The 15,257-nt window shown below is 69.6% G+C and carries 13 protein-coding genes and 1 pseudogene; all 14 read left to right on the top strand.

The features are described from left to right. Positions 1-9 precede the first annotated feature (9 nt). The 14 genes and pseudogenes from GXY35_07205 to GXY35_07140 all read left to right on the top strand — a co-directional run bounded on the left by GXY35_07205 (position 10) and on the right by GXY35_07140 (position 15,252). Entirely contained in the window at positions 10-957 is a 948-nt protein-coding gene (locus GXY35_07205) for a glycosyltransferase family 2 protein (GenBank protein NLW94360.1), read from the top strand. 127 nt (positions 958-1,084) lie between these two features. Continuing rightward, positions 1,085-2,200 (top strand): NAD-dependent epimerase/dehydratase family protein, encoded by a 1,116-nt coding sequence (locus GXY35_07200; protein ID NLW94359.1) that lies wholly within the window; start codon positions 1,085-1,087, stop codon positions 2,198-2,200. Between the two features lie 111 nt (positions 2,201-2,311). Then, positions 2,312-3,799: a matrixin family metalloprotease gene (locus GXY35_07195; GenBank protein NLW94358.1), complete on the top strand. Its 1,488-nt coding sequence runs from the start codon at positions 2,312-2,314 to the stop codon at positions 3,797-3,799. Positions 3,800-3,843: 44 nt separating this feature from the next. Beyond that, complete coding sequence (locus tag GXY35_07190) at positions 3,844-6,069, top strand: tetratricopeptide repeat protein (protein NLW94357.1); 2,226 nt, start codon at positions 3,844-3,846, stop codon at positions 6,067-6,069. Further along, positions 6,056-6,613 carry a sigma-70 family RNA polymerase sigma factor gene (locus GXY35_07185; protein ID NLW94356.1) on the top strand — a complete coding sequence of 186 codons (558 nt, stop codon included), beginning with the start codon at positions 6,056-6,058 and terminating at the stop codon, positions 6,611-6,613. Before GXY35_07190 ends, GXY35_07185 begins: the two co-directional genes overlap by 14 nt. A gap of 37 nt (positions 6,614-6,650) precedes the next feature. After that, positions 6,651-7,370, top strand: a complete 720-nt coding sequence (locus GXY35_07180; GenBank protein NLW94355.1) for a hypothetical protein — start codon at positions 6,651-6,653, stop codon at positions 7,368-7,370. Continuing rightward, complete coding sequence (locus GXY35_07175; GenBank protein ID NLW94354.1) at positions 7,367-7,906, top strand: hypothetical protein; 540 nt, start codon at positions 7,367-7,369, stop codon at positions 7,904-7,906. Before GXY35_07180 ends, GXY35_07175 begins: the two co-directional genes overlap by 4 nt. Before the next feature lie 29 nt (positions 7,907-7,935). Then, positions 7,936-10,011 (top strand): hypothetical protein, encoded by a 2,076-nt coding sequence (locus tag GXY35_07170; protein NLW94353.1) that lies wholly within the window; start codon positions 7,936-7,938, stop codon positions 10,009-10,011. 31 nt (positions 10,012-10,042) lie between these two features. Next, complete coding sequence (gene gspE, locus GXY35_07165; protein ID NLW94352.1) at positions 10,043-11,773, top strand: type II secretion system ATPase GspE; 1,731 nt, start codon at positions 10,043-10,045, stop codon at positions 11,771-11,773. A gap of 49 nt (positions 11,774-11,822) precedes the next feature. Then, a complete protein-coding gene (gene gspF, locus GXY35_07160) occupies positions 11,823-13,043 on the top strand; it encodes a type II secretion system inner membrane protein GspF (protein NLW94351.1) in 1,221 nt (406 codons plus the stop codon). Between the two features lie 46 nt (positions 13,044-13,089). Further along, positions 13,090-13,461 (top strand): type II secretion system major pseudopilin GspG, encoded by a 372-nt coding sequence (gspG, locus tag GXY35_07155; protein ID NLW94350.1) that lies wholly within the window; start codon positions 13,090-13,092, stop codon positions 13,459-13,461. Beyond that, positions 13,433-13,540, top strand: a pseudogene (locus tag GXY35_07150) (prepilin-type N-terminal cleavage/methylation domain-containing protein). The gene gspG and the pseudogene GXY35_07150 overlap by 29 nt, the downstream one beginning before the upstream one ends. A gap of 431 nt (positions 13,541-13,971) precedes the next feature. Next, entirely contained in the window at positions 13,972-14,409 is a 438-nt protein-coding gene (locus GXY35_07145; protein ID NLW94349.1) for a prepilin-type N-terminal cleavage/methylation domain-containing protein, read from the top strand. 42 nt (positions 14,410-14,451) lie between these two features. Further along, a complete protein-coding gene (locus GXY35_07140) occupies positions 14,452-15,252 on the top strand; it encodes a prepilin-type N-terminal cleavage/methylation domain-containing protein (GenBank protein NLW94348.1) in 801 nt (266 codons plus the stop codon). Positions 15,253-15,257 lie beyond the last annotated feature (5 nt).

Genomic DNA, 15,257 nt, shown 5'->3' with positions numbered 1-15,257 from the left:
ATCTTTCCGATGAAACTTGTCGTGCAGATCCCGTGCTACAACGAGGAGCCGTTCCTCGCCTCGACGATTCGCGATATCCCCCGCGGCGTTCCCGGCGTCGACGAGGTCGAGATCCTCATCGTCGACGACGGCTCCACCGACCGGACCGCGGAGGTCGCCCGCGAGGCGGGCGTGCGGCACCTGGTCCGTTTCCGGGGGCACAAGGGGCTCGCCCAGGCGTTCATGGCGGGCCTCGACGCCGCGCTCAAGGCCGGCGCGGACATCATCGTCAACACGGACGCGGACAACCAGTACTGCGGCGCTGACATCCCGGCCCTCATCAAGCCGATCCTGGACGGGGAGGCCGACATGGTGGTCGGCGACCGGCGGATCGACGAGTTCCCCCGCTTCTCCCCGCTGAAGCGGTTCCTCCAGCGCTGGGGAAGCTGGGCGGTCCGGCGGATCTCCGGCACCGAGATCCCCGACTGCACGAGCGGCTTCCGCGCCTACAACCGCGAGGCGGCGCTCAGGATCAACATCGTCTCGCAGTTCACCTACACCCTCGAGTCGATCATCCAGGGGGGAAAGAAGAACCTTGCCATCGCCCACGTGCCGGTGCGGACGAACCGGGAGGCGCGCGAGTCGCGGCTCTTCTCGTCGATGGGGGAGTACGTGAAGCGCTCGCTGAGCACGATGGTGCGCATCTACACGATGTACGAGGCGTTCAAGGTCTTCATCTTCATCGGCACCATCGGCCTCGGGGCCGGGGCGCTCCTCGCCCTTCGCTTCCTCTTCTTCTACCTCACCGGGAGCGGCCAGGGGCACCTCCAGTCGCTGATCTTCGCCGCCATCTTCACCATCGTCGGGTTCCAGGTCCTGCTCATCGGCCTCGTCGCCGACATCATCTCCTCGAACCGCCGGCTGATCGAGGACGCGCTCTACCGGGTGCGGAAGATGGAGCTGGGCGGCAAACCGTGAGCATCGCATGTGGGGTCAGGTCCTTATTTCTTATTTTAACAGGCGTGAAACCGGTCAAAGACCAGGCCGGATACGCGGTTAATATACTAAATAAGGACCTGAACCCACGGACAACGGAGAAGGAGAGATGAGAATACTTGTCACCGGCGGCGCCGGGTTTATCGGGAGCTTCTTGACGGATCGGATGATCGCCGACGGGCACACGGTGCGGATCTTCGACAACCTCGACCCGCAGGTGCACCCGGGGGGGAAGCCGCCCGCGCACCTGAACCCGAAGGCCGAGTTCGTCAAAGGCGACGTCCGCGACTACGACGCCCTGCACAAGGCCGTCGAGGGGATGGACGCCGTCTCGCACCACGCCGCCGCCGTGGGGGTCGGCCAGTCGCAGTACGCGATCAAATACTACGTCGACGTGAACCTCAGCGGCACGGGGAACCTCCTCGACATCCTCGCCAACCGGCCGCACCGGGTGAAGAAGCTCATCGTCGCCGCCTCGATGAGCAGCTACGGGGAGGGGGTCTACTCCTGCGCACGATGCGGGAGGGTCCGGCCGCCGCTCAGGACCGAGGAGCAGTTCCGGCGGGAGGAGTGGGAGTGCCGCTGCCCCGGCTGCGGCGGGGCGCTCACGCCGGTGCCGATCCGGGAGACCGACGAGCGGCTGGTCAACTCGATCTACGCCATCACCAAGATGGTGCAGGAGGATATGTGCCTCAACATCGGGCGCACCTACGACATCCCGACCGTCGCGTTGCGCTACTTCAACGTCTACGGCCCGCGCCAGTCCCTCTCGAACCCGTACACCGGGGTCGCGGCGATCTTCATGAGCCGCATCAAGAACGACAAGCCCCCAATCGTCTTCGAGGACGGGCTCCAGTCGAGGGATTTCATCTCGGTGCACGACATCGTCCGCGCCAACATGCTCGCCCTGGAGAACCCGAAGGCCGACTACCGGATGTTCAACGTCGCCTCGGGAAAGGTCACCACGATCCTGGAGATCGCCGAGACGATCGCCGAGATCTGCGGGAAGAAGATCACGCCGCAGATCACGAAGAAGTTCAGGAAGGGCGATGTCCGCCACTGCATCGCCGACACGGCGAAGATACAAGAAACGCTCGGCTTCAGGGCGAGGGTCTCGTTCCGCGAGGGGATGGAGGAGCTGATCCGCTGGAGCGAACAGGCCGTCGCGATCGACCTCGTGGACAAGGCCACCGCCGAACTCCGGGCCCGCGGCATCGTCGACTGATCCGCCCCCCGGCGGGGTCAGGCCCTTATTTATTAGTGTACCACGTATCTGCGATCGAATTTTCATCCAGGATTCAACGTGCTAAAATAATAAATAAGGACCTGACCCCAAATGGGCTGGAAGGCGACAGGGCGGGGCGGCATCGTTGCCGCATGGGCGGCGGCGGCCGTGTGCGCCGCCGCGCCGTCGCCCGGCTACGAGTTCCGCCGGGCGCCCGACGGAACCCCGCTGCGCTGGGAGCGTTCGCCTGATCCGATCCCCTACGCCATCGTGTGCCCCGGCGGCAACGAGATCCCCGACGAAGGCGCGGTCGGGGCGATCCAGGACGCCTTTGCGGCCTGGGAAGGCGTCGGCACGGCGGACGTGCGGTTTCGCTTCGCCGGCATCGCGCCTGATGCCGATGCCGCCGCCGCGGGCATGGTGATCTGGCTGCGGGATGACTGGCCGTATGACCGCCTCACCATCGCCAAGACGCGTCTCCACTACCGCCGCGAGGATGGCGCCATCGTCAAAGCCGAGATCCTCCTGAACGCCCGCGACTACCGCTGGTCCGCGGACGGCACGCCGGGGACGCTCGACATCCGAAACGCGGCGACGCACGAGATCGGGCACTTCCTCGGCCTCGACGACGTTTCGACCCCCGGGCGAACGATGTACGAGTACATCGGCCTCGACGAGCGCGACAAGACGTTCCTCTCCGACGACGAACTCGAGGGGCTCCGCGCCGCCTATCCGCGGATCCTTCCGCAGGCCGCCCTCTCCATCCAGACCTTCTCCCTCGACCTCCGCGGCGGGGCGCTCCGCCCCCTCGGCGGAAGTCCCCCGCTCCGCGCCGGGGAGATCTTCGCGGCCCCCTGCCCGTTCCCCGGGGCCCTCCCCGGCGTCGTCTTCGCGGCCGGCGGCGTCTTCGCCCTCCGCCTCCCCGCCGCCGACGGAACAGGCGCGCGCGAAATCCCGATCCACGCCGGCGGCCTCAACCCGGGCAGGGTGCGGGCGGTGTCGGCCCTCCCGCCCGCGCGGCCGGGCGAGGGGCCGCGCCTCGCCGCGATCGTCTCGACTGAACAGGGCGCGGCGCTCGCGCTCGGCGCGATACCCCCGGAATCCGGGGACGCGGACGGCATCACGATGCGCCTCTTTCCGCTCGACGGGGCCGATGAGGTCGTCGCGTTCGCCCCGCTGGGCCCGGCCGGGGAGGGGTTCGATGACGCCTTCGCGGTCTTCGAGAAGCAACGCACCGGCGACCAGCTGATCTCCGTCGCCCATCTCCTGCCCGCCCGGCGCCCCGGCGGCGGGTTCGTCCTGTCCTTCCTGCGTTCGTGGACGGCGCCCGATTGCGCGCGCGTCGAGGGGTTCGCCGTGCTGGAGGGGCTCGGGGGGCGGCGCGAGATCGCGGCGCTGGCGCGCGGCGCGCGGGGCCGCCTCGAGATGCTCTTCTACGCCGCGCCGTTCTCCTTCCTGCCCGCGGACGGCTCCCCCGTCGAACCCGCGTTCCGCGCCGACGCGTCCGCCCTCGACGACGCCGGCGACGCCCTCGGCATCGCCGCCCTCCCGCCGGACGGCTCCGGCCGCCGCCGGCTCGCGGCCCTGATCGCCAGGTGACCGCGCTGCATCGGGCCGCTGCCCTGTGCTACAATTATTGTCTAATGAAGCGGCTCGTCGCCTCCGTTCCCGTCGCCCTCCTCTTCGCCGCCGTCGCCGCCCTCGGCTGCTTTCGGCTCATCGACACCGATCTGTGGCTCTACCTGCGCGTCGGGGAGCGGATCTGCCGCCTCTTCGAACTCCCGCGTTTCGACAGCTTCTCCTACAGCGCCGCGGGACGCCCGTGGGTGGACGTGCACTGGCTCGCGCAGGCCGCCCTCTGGATCGCCTGGCGGGCGGGCGGCGCGGCGGGCCTCTGCCTCCTCCGCCTCGCGCTCGTCACGAGCATCTTCGCCGGCCTCTACCGCGCCTGCCGCCGCGACGCCCCTCCCCCGCTCGTGTGCGGGGTGCTCGCCCTCGCCCTCCTCGTCGCCCAGGACGGCTTCCTAATGAAGCCGCAGCTGTTCGCCCTCCTCCTCGCGGCGGTCTTCGTCGCCTCCCTCGACCGGCATGGCACAACGCCGTGGATCCTCGTCCCCCTCCAGGCGCTCTGGGTCAACATGCACCCCTCCTTCCCCCTCGGCCCCCTGCTCGTCCTCCTCTACTGGGCCGACGGGCGGCTCGCCCCCCGCGGGGAACGGCGGCGGCACGCCGCGCTGTTCGCGGCATGCCTCCTCGCCTGTTTCGCGACTCCGTACGGCCCCGCGGTCCTCGTCCAGCCGTGGCGCCAGGTCGGCACGCCGCTCTTCGGCGAAACCGTCATCCCATGGACGCCGCCGTCGGCGGCGTTCCCCTCCCCCTCCTCGTTTTTCTTCTTCAAGATCGCCGCCGCCGCCACGGCGGCCGCCTTCCTCCTCAACGCGTTCCGGATCCGTCCGGCGCACCTCGCGATCGCGGTCCTCTTCGCGGCGCTCTCCCTGAAATCGAGGCGCCACCTCCCCCTCTTCGCCGTCCTCGTCGCCCCCGGGCTCGCCTACAACCTCGGCTGCCTGTGGACCCGACTCCGGCGACGCGCCCCCCGCCTCTCGTTTCTCCTCGCCGGCGTGTGGACCGCGGCCCTCGCGGCGGCGCTCGTCGCCCTCTCCCGCGACGCGGTGACCGGGGGCCTCTACTTCCGCCAGCGCAGCCTGAAGCGGTTCGGCCTCGGGAAATCCGAGATCGCCTACCCTGACGAGGCGCTGGCGTTCCTCGACGCCGCCGGGGCGGGCGGCAACCTCTTCTGCAACTACGAGATCGGGAGCTACGTCGCGAGCGTCCAACATCCGCGGCGCGCCATCTTCATCGACGGCCGGAACCTCGTCTACGGGGAGTCGCTCCTCAGGCGCTACCTCGACGCGATGGGCGATCTTCGCTCCCTCGACGCGCTCGCGGACGAGTACGGCGTCGAGGCGCTCCTCTTCACGCACACCTCCCGCGACGTCAAGGCGCTCCTCCCCGCGCTCTGGCGCAGTCCGCGCTGGCGGCCGGTCTACGCGGACGACCGCAGCGTCGTCTTCCTGCCGCACGGCGCGCTGCCGCGTTTCCCGCGCATCGATCCCTCCTCCTGCCCGCTCCCGGGAATCCCGTCCCGCGGCCCGTTCCCCCTCGCCGAGCTCCGCCTCGGCGAGTTCCTCTTCAGGGTCGGGGAGAGGGATCGCGCGCGCGGCCTCTTCCGCGACGCCCTCGCCCGACGCCCGCGCCTCCCCGAGGCGCATACCTTCCTCGGGGTGATGGCGGCGCAGGACGGCGACCTCGCCGCGGCGGAGGGGGAGTTCCGCGTGGCGGCCGCGATGAGCCGCACCTACGCCGAGCCCCGCATCAACCTCTCGGAGATCTTCCGCCTCCGCGGCGATTTCGCCGGGGCGGTCCGGGAGGCCCGTGTGGCGCTCCGGATCGCCCCCCTAAACGCCTGCGCCCGCGAGGCGCTCGGTCTCGCCCTCCTCTCGTCGGGGGACGCCGCAGCCGCCCGGCGCGAGCTGGAGGAGGCGGCGAGGATCGATCCACGCTCCGCCGACTACCAGTCCAACCTCGGCGTGCTGTGCGAGCGGGAGGGGGACGAAGCGGGGGCGGCCGCCGCGTACGGGCAGGCGCGCCTCCTCTCCCCGGATTCGTTCGCCGCCCGCTTCAACCTCGCCCTGCTCCGCGAGCGGGGCGGCGACGTCGACGGGGCGATCCTGCTCCTGGAGGAGGCGCTCCTGATCGACCCCTCCCACGGAAGCGCGCGGAGGAAACTCGCCGCGCTCGAGGCCCGCCGGGCGGGCCGCGGCGAACAAATCCCGGCCTCACACGTACCATCCAATGGACAGAACTGACGAGGGACTGCTCGCGGACACGGCGGCGGGAAACGTCGGCGCCCTGCGGGAGCTGTACGACCGGTACCGGACTCGCCTGATGACCTACGCGCTGTACGCCGTGGGGGACCGCGCCCTGGCGGAAGACGTGCTCCAGGAGGCGTTCATCAGGATACACCGGCACGCGGGCGACTTCGACCCGGGGAAACGTTTCTCGGCCTGGGCCTACGCGATCACGGCGAACCTCTGCCGCGACGAGATCAGGAAAGCGGGGCGGCGGAGACGGCTCGGTTTCCGGGCGGAGGGCGTCTTCGGGGCGGCGGAGCCGGTTGCCCGCACGGCCTCTCCGCGGGCGGATGCCGCGGGCCGCGAGTTCCGCGACCGGCTCGTCGCGGAGGTTGCCGCGCTCCCCCACGAGCAGCGGGAGGTCGTCGCGCTCCGTTTCCTCGAGTCGATGCCGTACGCGGAGATCGCGGGGGTGCTCGGCATCCCCATGGGCACCGTGCAGTCCCGCCTCCACGCCGGCGTGCGGGCGCTGCGCGACAGACTCGCCGAGTTCCACTGATACGGGCGCGACTCGCGCCGCGAGAGGGGATGCGGATATGAACTGTCCGCTCGATTTTGATATACTGCTGTCCTGCGCGCTCGGCGAGCTTGCGGAGGGCGAGGCGGAGGAGGTTCGCCGCCACACGGCTGGGTGTCCGCGCTGCAGACGGGCCGCCGGCAAGGCCGAGGAACTCTGCGCGGCGCTCCGGGCCCTTCCGCGCGCGGAACCGGGCGCGCGGGTGTGGGCGGGCGTCCGCGAGGCGGCGGAGGCGTCCCGGGGATCGGCGGCGTCCCCGGATCGGGCAGGCCGCTTCTTCAGCCCCCGTCTCCTTGCCGGCGCGGCGGCGGCCTGTCTCGTCTGCATCGCGGTCCTCCGCTTCGCGTTCGGCCCCGGAGCCGCCCGTCGCGACGCGGGACTCGCGGTCGAGGAGATGGGCGGCACCTTCGCCCGGGGGGGGGACGTCGAGCCGTTCCTCCGCGACCTTCGGGCGGTCGTGGCGGAGACGCTGCGCTGCGCCGAGGCCGGCGACGAAGCGTGCTGGCTCGGGGTGAAGAGGCGCGTCGAGACGCGGCGGCTCCTCTCGAGGGCTGAACGCCTCTCCTCGGCGGAGAACCTCGCCGCCGGGCGGCGGGCGCTCGCCGCGGACGCGGCGCGCCTCGCGCGGGCGATCGACGAGTGGCCCCCGTCGCGCCTCGCCGCCGAGGGGCGGATGCTGGGGCGGGAGATCAAGCGGGCCGACCTGCCGGGGCGGCTGGAGAAGGAGGGGGCGCGGTGATCGCCCCGAGACCGATCCACTTTGTGAATATCGCCCTCGCCCTCGCCCTCGTCTGGGCCTGCTGGGGCGCCTTCGTCTCCCCGCCGCCCGCGCCTATCCCCGCCAAGCGCGCGGAGGAGCCGGCCGCCGTTCCGGGCGGAGGCGGGGCGGCGGCGCGCCGTCCGCGCGGCGACTACGGGGTGATCGAACAGGCGGACATCTTCAGGAACAAGGACGTCGTCGCCAGGCCGCCCGAGCCGACCCCGATCCCCCCGACACCCGTCCCGCTGCCGCCGATGGAGCTCCAACTGCAGGGGACCACCGTCTCTCCGCGCGACAAGATCGTGCGGGCGATCATCTACAACAAGAAGACCCGGAAGACGGAGACGTACGTCAAGAACGACGTGATCCCCGACACGGGCGGGGCGAAGATCGTCGAGATCATCAGGAACCGCGTCGTCATAGACCGCCAGGGAACCAGCGAATCGCTGGAGAGCTACCCCCCCGAGCTCAAGACGATCCCGCAGGGGACGGGGGAGCGGACGATCCGCCGATGATCCTGGAACGACACCGCGAGGGACAACCGATGAAGGCACTGCTTCTTCTCGCCGCCGCGTGCGCGGCGCTCGCCGCGAACCCGCTCGCCGCGGAACCGCTCGCGGACGGCGGCGCGGAAGACGAATCCGCGCTGGTGCAGCTCGACCTCGACAACGTCGAGATCAAGACGGTGATCAAGCTCTTCAGCGATCTGATGGGCAAGAACTTCCTCCTGAGCGACCAGGTCCGCGGCAACGTCTCCGTGATGTCCCCGATGAAGATCCCCGTGGAGGGGCTCCCGAAGATCCTCGAATCGATCCTCGAGGTCCGCGGTCTCGCGGCCGTTCCGGTCGGCGACATCATCAAGATCGTTCCCCGGCAGGAGGCGGTGAAGAGCCCGGTGGAGTTCGAAACCGAGGAGGGGCTGCGGGAGCGAGTCCCCGACGAGGCGTTCGTGACGCAGCTCATCCCCCTCCAGTACGCCGCGCTCGAGGAAGTGAAGGGCCTCGCGCAGGCGCTGGCGGGCAAGAACGCGAGCGTGATCGCCTACCCCCCCGGGAACATCCTGATCGTCTCGGACTCCGCCTCGAACATCGACCGTTTGATGAAGATCGTCAAGGAGGTGGACGTCCCCGGACTCGAATCCACCATCACGGTGGTGCCGCTCCAGTACGCCGCGGCGTCGATCATGGCCGAGGAGGTCCTCAGCATCATCCAGGGGCGCGGCGCGGCGGCGGGGCGCCCCGCGCCCGCCCGCCGCCCGGGGCGGCGACCGGCGCAGCCCGCCGCCCCCGCGGGAGGCGACGACGCGATCCGCGTCTTCGCCGACGAGCGTACCAACGCGTTGATCATCGTGGCGAGCCCCGACGACACCGAGCGCGTACTCGCCCTCGTCGAGGAGCTCGACCGCCAGACCCCCGAGAGCAAGACCCGGGTTCGCGTGAAACGGCTCTCCTACTCCAACTCCGACGACATCGCGAACGTCCTCACCTCCCTCACCGCGAGCCGCACCGGCGAGGGGATGCCGCCGATCACCGTGACCAGCTTCCCCGCCATCAACGCGATCGTGATCGACGCCTCGCCGCAGGACTACGACCTCCTCCAGCGCATCGTCGAGGACCTCGACATCCCCCGCGACCAGGTGATGGTGGAGGTCATCATCACGGAGGTGAACCTGGCCCGCTCCCTCTCGGCCGAATTCCAGACGCAGACCCTGAGCACGATCAACTGGAACCCCACCTCCGGCCAGCAGAAGGGATGGGACAACACGCAGAACTGGGGTGGCACCGAATTCGACCCGTCGCTCCGCAACCTGATCATCAACGACCTCGAGAAGGGGTACCCGATCAGCGCGGGAAGCGGGCTCAACTACGGGTTCGTCTTCTCCCCCGACAGCGACAAGAACTTCTTCGGCCCCTTCGGCGTGCTCCTCAGCGCCCTCGAGGCCGACACCGAGATCAACGTCCTCGCCGCCCCGCAGGTGCTCACCTCCGACAACGAGGAGGTGTCGCTCGAGGTCGTCGACAACATCCCGGTCCTCAGCTCGACCCTCACCACCGGCTCCGGCACCACCGGCACCGACACGATCCAGCAGATCGACTACCGCGACGTCGGGACGAAGATCAAGCTGATCCCGCATATCAGCAAGGACCGGTTCGTCCGCCTCGAGGTGGACCAGTCGATCGAGCAGCTCGTCGGCGTGTCGCTCGCCGACATCCAGGGACCGCTGACCCCGGCGACGATCAAGCGCAAGACCAACACGGTGATCAACGTCAAGGACGGCCACACGGTGGTGATCAGCGGGATGATCGGCGACTCCTACTCCACGCAGGAGTCGAAGGTCCCGATCCTCGGCGACATCCCGATCGCCGGGCTCCTGGCAAGGTTCCGCAAGAACTCGATGCAGAAGATCAACCTGATGATCTTCATCACCCCGCGCATCGTGCGCAACCCGACCGAGCTCGCGATGGTGACGCAGAAGACGCGCGACCGCGGCGACGAGTTCCTCGAGGAGGCGCACGGCCAGCCGGTCCGCCTCCTGGAGATGTTCATGCAGTCGGTGAAGGACGAGCCGGTGAAGCAGATGCCGCCCGCGGGCGAATCGGCGAGACCGTACGGGATCTAGGCGGCGTGCGCGGGCCGCGGAGGGGGGGGCGATGTCGGCGACGAGCAGGAAACTCATCGGGCAGATACTCCTGAAGAACGGCTGCCTCACCCCCGACCAGCTCGACGAGGGGCTCGCCAAGCAGGAGAACTCCGACAAGCGGCTCGGCGACATCCTGATCGCCCTCTCCTACATCAAGGAGGACGACCTCCTCCAGGCCCTGAGCGAGCAGTTCGGCCTCCCGTTCCTGAAATCCCTCCCCCCCGAGAGCGCCGACCGCGAGCTCATCGGGCGCGTCCCGCGCACCTTCGCCCAGGCGCACCAGATCGTCCCGCTCCGGCGCGAGGGCGACGCGGTCGTCGTGGCGACCGCCGACCCGCTCAACACCCAGCCGCTCGACGACATCGGGCTCATCCTCGAGTGCGAGACGCACGTGGCGATCGCCAGGGCGGCCGAGATCAGCCACCTGATCAACACCGTCTACATGCACGCCGAGAGCGCCGCGGAGGAACTCATCGAGGACATGGGGGCCGAGAAGGAGGCGGGGGGGGAGAGGGTCTTCGACCTCTCCGAGCAGGCGGCCGAGGACCTGATGGACCTCGACGACAAGGCCCCGGTCATCAAGCTCGTCAACCTGATGATCTACCAGGCCGCCAAATCGCGGGCGAGCGATATCCACATCGAGCCGTACGAGAAGGAGCTGAAGATACGCTTCCGGATCGACGGCGTGCTCCACAACACCCTGAGCCCCCCGAAGCGCTACCAGTCGGCGATCATCTCCCGCGTGAAGATCATGTCCAACATGAATATCGCCGAGAAACGACTCCCCCAGGACGGCAGGATCAAGATCAAGATGCCCGACCGCGAGATCGACCTGCGCGTCTCCACCATCCCGATCGTGCACGGCGAGCGCGTGGTGATGCGGCTCCTCGACCGCGGCGCGATGTTCTACGGCCTCGAGGAGATGGGGTTCAGCCCCGACAAGCTCGAGCGGTTCAGCCGCCTCATCGCGCTGCCGTACGGGATCATCCTCGTCACCGGCCCCACCGGGAGCGGCAAGTCCACGACCCTCTACGGCGCCCTCAGCAGGATCAACACCGAGGACCGGAACATCCTCACCATCGAGGATCCGGTCGAGTATCAGATACCGGGGATCGGCCAGATCCACGTGAAGCCGAAGATCAACCTGACCTTCGCGAGCGGCCTCCGCCATATACTCCGGCAGGACCCCGACGTGATCATGGTGGGGGAGATCCGCGACCTGGAGACCGCCGAGATCGCCATCCAGGCCTCGCTCACCGGCCACCTCGTCTTCTCGACCCTCCACACGAACGACGCCGCGGGGGCGATCACCCGCCTCATCGACATGGGGGTCGAGCCGTTCCTCGTCTCCTCCTCGGTCATCGCCATCATGGCCCAGCGGCTCGTGCGGGTGATCTGCCCCAAGTGCCGGGAGCGCTACGTCCCCCCGCCCGAGACGCTGCGGGCGCTCGGCCTCTCCCCCGCGGACCTTCCCGACGGCACCGTCTCCCGCGGGAAGGGATGCGACCATTGCATGGGGACCGGCTACCGCGGCAGGAGCGGGATCTTCGAGCTCCTCGTCATCGACGACGAGATACGCCAGCTCGTGCTCGACCGGATCTCCTCCAACGTCATCAAGAAGACGGCGCTCGGAAAGGGGATGCTCACCCTCAGGGGCGACGGGGCGCAGAAGGTCGCCAAGGGGATCACGACGATCGAGGAGGTTTTGCGCATCACCCAGGAGGAGGTCTTCGAGGTCTGAGCCCCTCTCCTTTGCCAACGAGAGACGAGCAACCAGAAACGGTAGGCCCGTGCCCGCATTCAAGTACAAGGCGCTCGACGAAGGGGGGAAGTCGGCGGCCGGGGTGATCGACGCCGACTCCGCCCGCGACGCCCGCGCCCGCCTGCGCGCCCAGGGGCTCTTCGCCGTCGAGGTGCGCGAGACGGAGAAGGGGATCAGCCTCAGCACGCAGGTGAACCTGAAGGCGCTCTTCAGGCGCGTCGGAACGCGCGAGATCGCCGTGGTCACCCGGCAGCTCGCCACGCTCCTCAAGGCCGGGCTGCCGCTCGTCCGCTCCCTCCAGGCCATCGAGGAACAGCTCGGCGACAGCCCCTTCAGGCCCGCCATCATCGAGGTCCGCGAGGCGGTGAACCGCGGCGTGGGGCTCGCCGACGCCCTGGGGAAGCACCCGAAGATCTTCACCCCCCTGTATGTGAACATGGTGCGGGCGGGCGAGTCCGCGGGCGCCCTCGACGTCATCCTCGATCGGCTGGCGGTCTTCAACGAGAAGAGCCTCGCCCTGCAGAACAAGGTGCGCTCGGCGATGGTCTACCCGATCTTCATGGCGGTGATCGGCGTGCTGGCGGTGGGGATCCTCCTCGCCTTCGTGGTCCCGACGATCACCAAGGTCTTCGTGGAAACCAAGCAGCAGCTCCCGGGGCCGACGCTCGCCCTGCTGGCGGTGAGCGGCTTCATGAAGGGCTACTGGTGGGCGCTCGCCGCCGCCGGGGCGGGGGCCGTCTTCCTCTTCAGGCGGATCGTGCGCCGCCCGGCCGCGCGCCTCTTCGCCGACCGGCTGAAGCTCCGCCTCCCCGTCTTCGGCCCCCTCACGCGCAAGATGGCCGTCTCGCGCCTCGCCCGCACCCTCTCGATCCTGACCGCGAGCGGCGTCCCGATCCTCAAGGCGATGGGGATCGTCCGCGAGGTCGTCGGCAACGAGGTGCTTGCGCGCGCGCTCGACGGCGCAGGCGAGGCGGTGGGGGCCGGCAAGTCGATCGCGGAGCCGCTCGCCGCCAGCGGGGTGTTCCCCCCGATCGTGACGCACATGATCGCCGTCGGCGAGACGAGCGGCCGCCTCGAGGAGATGCTCCAGAACGTCGCCGACTCTTACGACGGGGAGGTGGAGAACTCCGTCGTGGCCCTCGTGTCGCTCCTGGAGCCCGCGATGATCATCGCCCTCGGGGGGGTCGTGGGATTCATCGTCTTCGCGATCCTGATGCCGATCTTCGAGATGAACCAGATGGTGCAGTGACCGCCGCCGCAGACGCGGGGCGGCTTCAAGTCCAAGGAGGTGCGCGATGACGCAACGCAGGAACGGCTTCACGCTCATCGAGCTGTTGGTGGTGATGGTGATCCTCGGCCTTCTCGTGGGGCTCGTCGCCCCGAAGGTGATGCGCCGCATCAAGCCCGCGAAGATCCAAACCGCGAAGGTGCAGATCGCGAACTTCGAGCAGGCGCTCCAGCACTACTACCTCGAGAACAACTCGGTCTACCCGTCCTCGCTCGAGGCGCTCGTCCCCGACTACCTCGACGAGGTGCCGAAGGATCCGTGGGGGAATCCGTACACCTACGCCTTCCCCGGCTCGCACAACAAGGACTTCGACATCGTGTCGGGGGGACCGGACGGCTCCATCGGCGGCGATGACGATATCGCGAACTACCTCCGCTAGGCGCGGCTTCACCCTCATCGAGCTCGCGGTGGCGCTGCTGATCGTGGCGCTTGTCGTCGCGATCGCGCTCCCGCGCTACGGGGGGATGCTCACGCGCGGCGGGCTGCGCAGCGAGGCGCGCCGGCTCGCCGCGGCCGCGCGCTACCTGAGCAGCGAGGCGGCCCGGACCGGCAGGGCGCACTACCTGAACCTCGACGTCGGGGGGGACAGCTACTGGGTCACCGTCGACGAGGGCGGGCGCAGGCAGGCGGAGCTCTCCACCGCCCTCGCCCGCCCGCACCTCCTCGCCCCGGGGATCCTCATACGCGGCGTGGAGGTGGTGGGGAGGGGGGGAGGGCGGTCGCGCGGCACGCGGCGCATCGGCTTCTTCGCCCGCGGCGAAAACGAGGAGGCGGTTCTCCGTCTCGGCGACCAGGCCCGGCGCCGGTCCTGCTCGATCCATTTGAAGCCGTACGGGGGCCGGACCGCCGTGTACGACGACGAGTCGACGGCGCGCACATTCGGGGGGCTATGATGCGATCGGCCGCGCGCCGCACCGGGGGGTTCACGCTGGTCGAGGTGATGGTGGCGACGGTGATCGTCGCCATCGCGATGGGCGCCCTCCTCGCGACGCAGGCCGCGAGCACCCGCACCTACGCCGAGGCCAAGGCGACGACCGTCTCGACCCTCCTCGCCCGACAGAAGCTCGCCGAGATCCTCTCGGGGGAGTTCCCCCCCCCGGGCGAGGAGGAGGGGACCTTCGGCGACCTCGAGGGGTACGGCTACCTCGTCACCGTGCGCGAGACCGCCCTTGAGGGGCTCCGCGAGGTGACGGTCCAGGTCGCGCTCATCCCCGCCGGCGGCGACGGCGACGCGCCGGCGATCGGGGGGGTCACCGTCACCAGCTGCGTGGCGGACCCGGGGGAGGAGGAGATCGAGGAGGAGGAGTTGGCGGAGGCGGCGGGCTGAAGGATGGCGCATCGGCGCGCCGTCCGGGATCCGGAGGAGACGATGCGGCACCGTTCAAGCATGACCCGCCCAGACGCCGGAGGGGCCGCGCGCGCCCGGTGCGCGCCCGGCCGCAGGCGTCCCCGCCTCCCCTTCGGCCCCTCTTCCGGGTTCACGATCGCCGAGGTGCTGGTGGCGATCCTCATCACCAGCATCGTGGCCGGGGTCATCTACGCATCCTACCGCGGCGCCCTGCGGATCATCTATGCGTCCCAGGAGGATATGGAGCAGACGACGATGGCGCGGCTGATGCTCGACCGCATATCCGGCGATTTCTCCTGCGCCTTCCTGCGGGGCGGAAAGGAGTACCTCGTCTTCGTGGGCGACGACGGCGGGGATGCGCCCGGCGCGGACTCGGTGACCTTCATCGCCGCCACGCACCTGCGCTCGGAGAGGGACGCGCGCGAGAGCGTCCTCTCCGAGGTGGCCTACTCCCTCGACCCCGAGGGGTACCTGCTGCGCCGGGAGGACCCGTCCCTCGACGAGGATCCGTTCTCCGGCGGCGAGACGAGGGCGATCGGCGAGGGGGTCGCGGGTTTCGACCTCGAGTACCTCGGCGACGGCGGGTGGGTTGCGTCGTGGGATTCGCGCGTGGACGACTCCCTCCCCCGCGCCGTCCGCGTGACACTCACGATGGCGACCGGGCGGGAAGGCGGCGGCGAAGCGGGCGAAGAGGCGGTGCGCCTTAGCACGTTCCGCACCGAGACATCGATCCCCCTCGGCGGGAGCTGGGAGGAGGAAGAGGAGCCCACGCCCACGCCCGCCCCGGGGACGACGCTCACGCCCACGCCGAGACCGGACTGAGACAG

Source organism: Chlamydiota bacterium, from assembly GCA_012729785.1.
GTDB lineage: Bacteria > Auribacterota > Tritonobacteria > UBA1439 > UBA1439 > UBA1439.
Note: the sequence above shows the minus strand (reverse complement) of the source record. Positions and strands in the feature narration are given on the sequence as shown.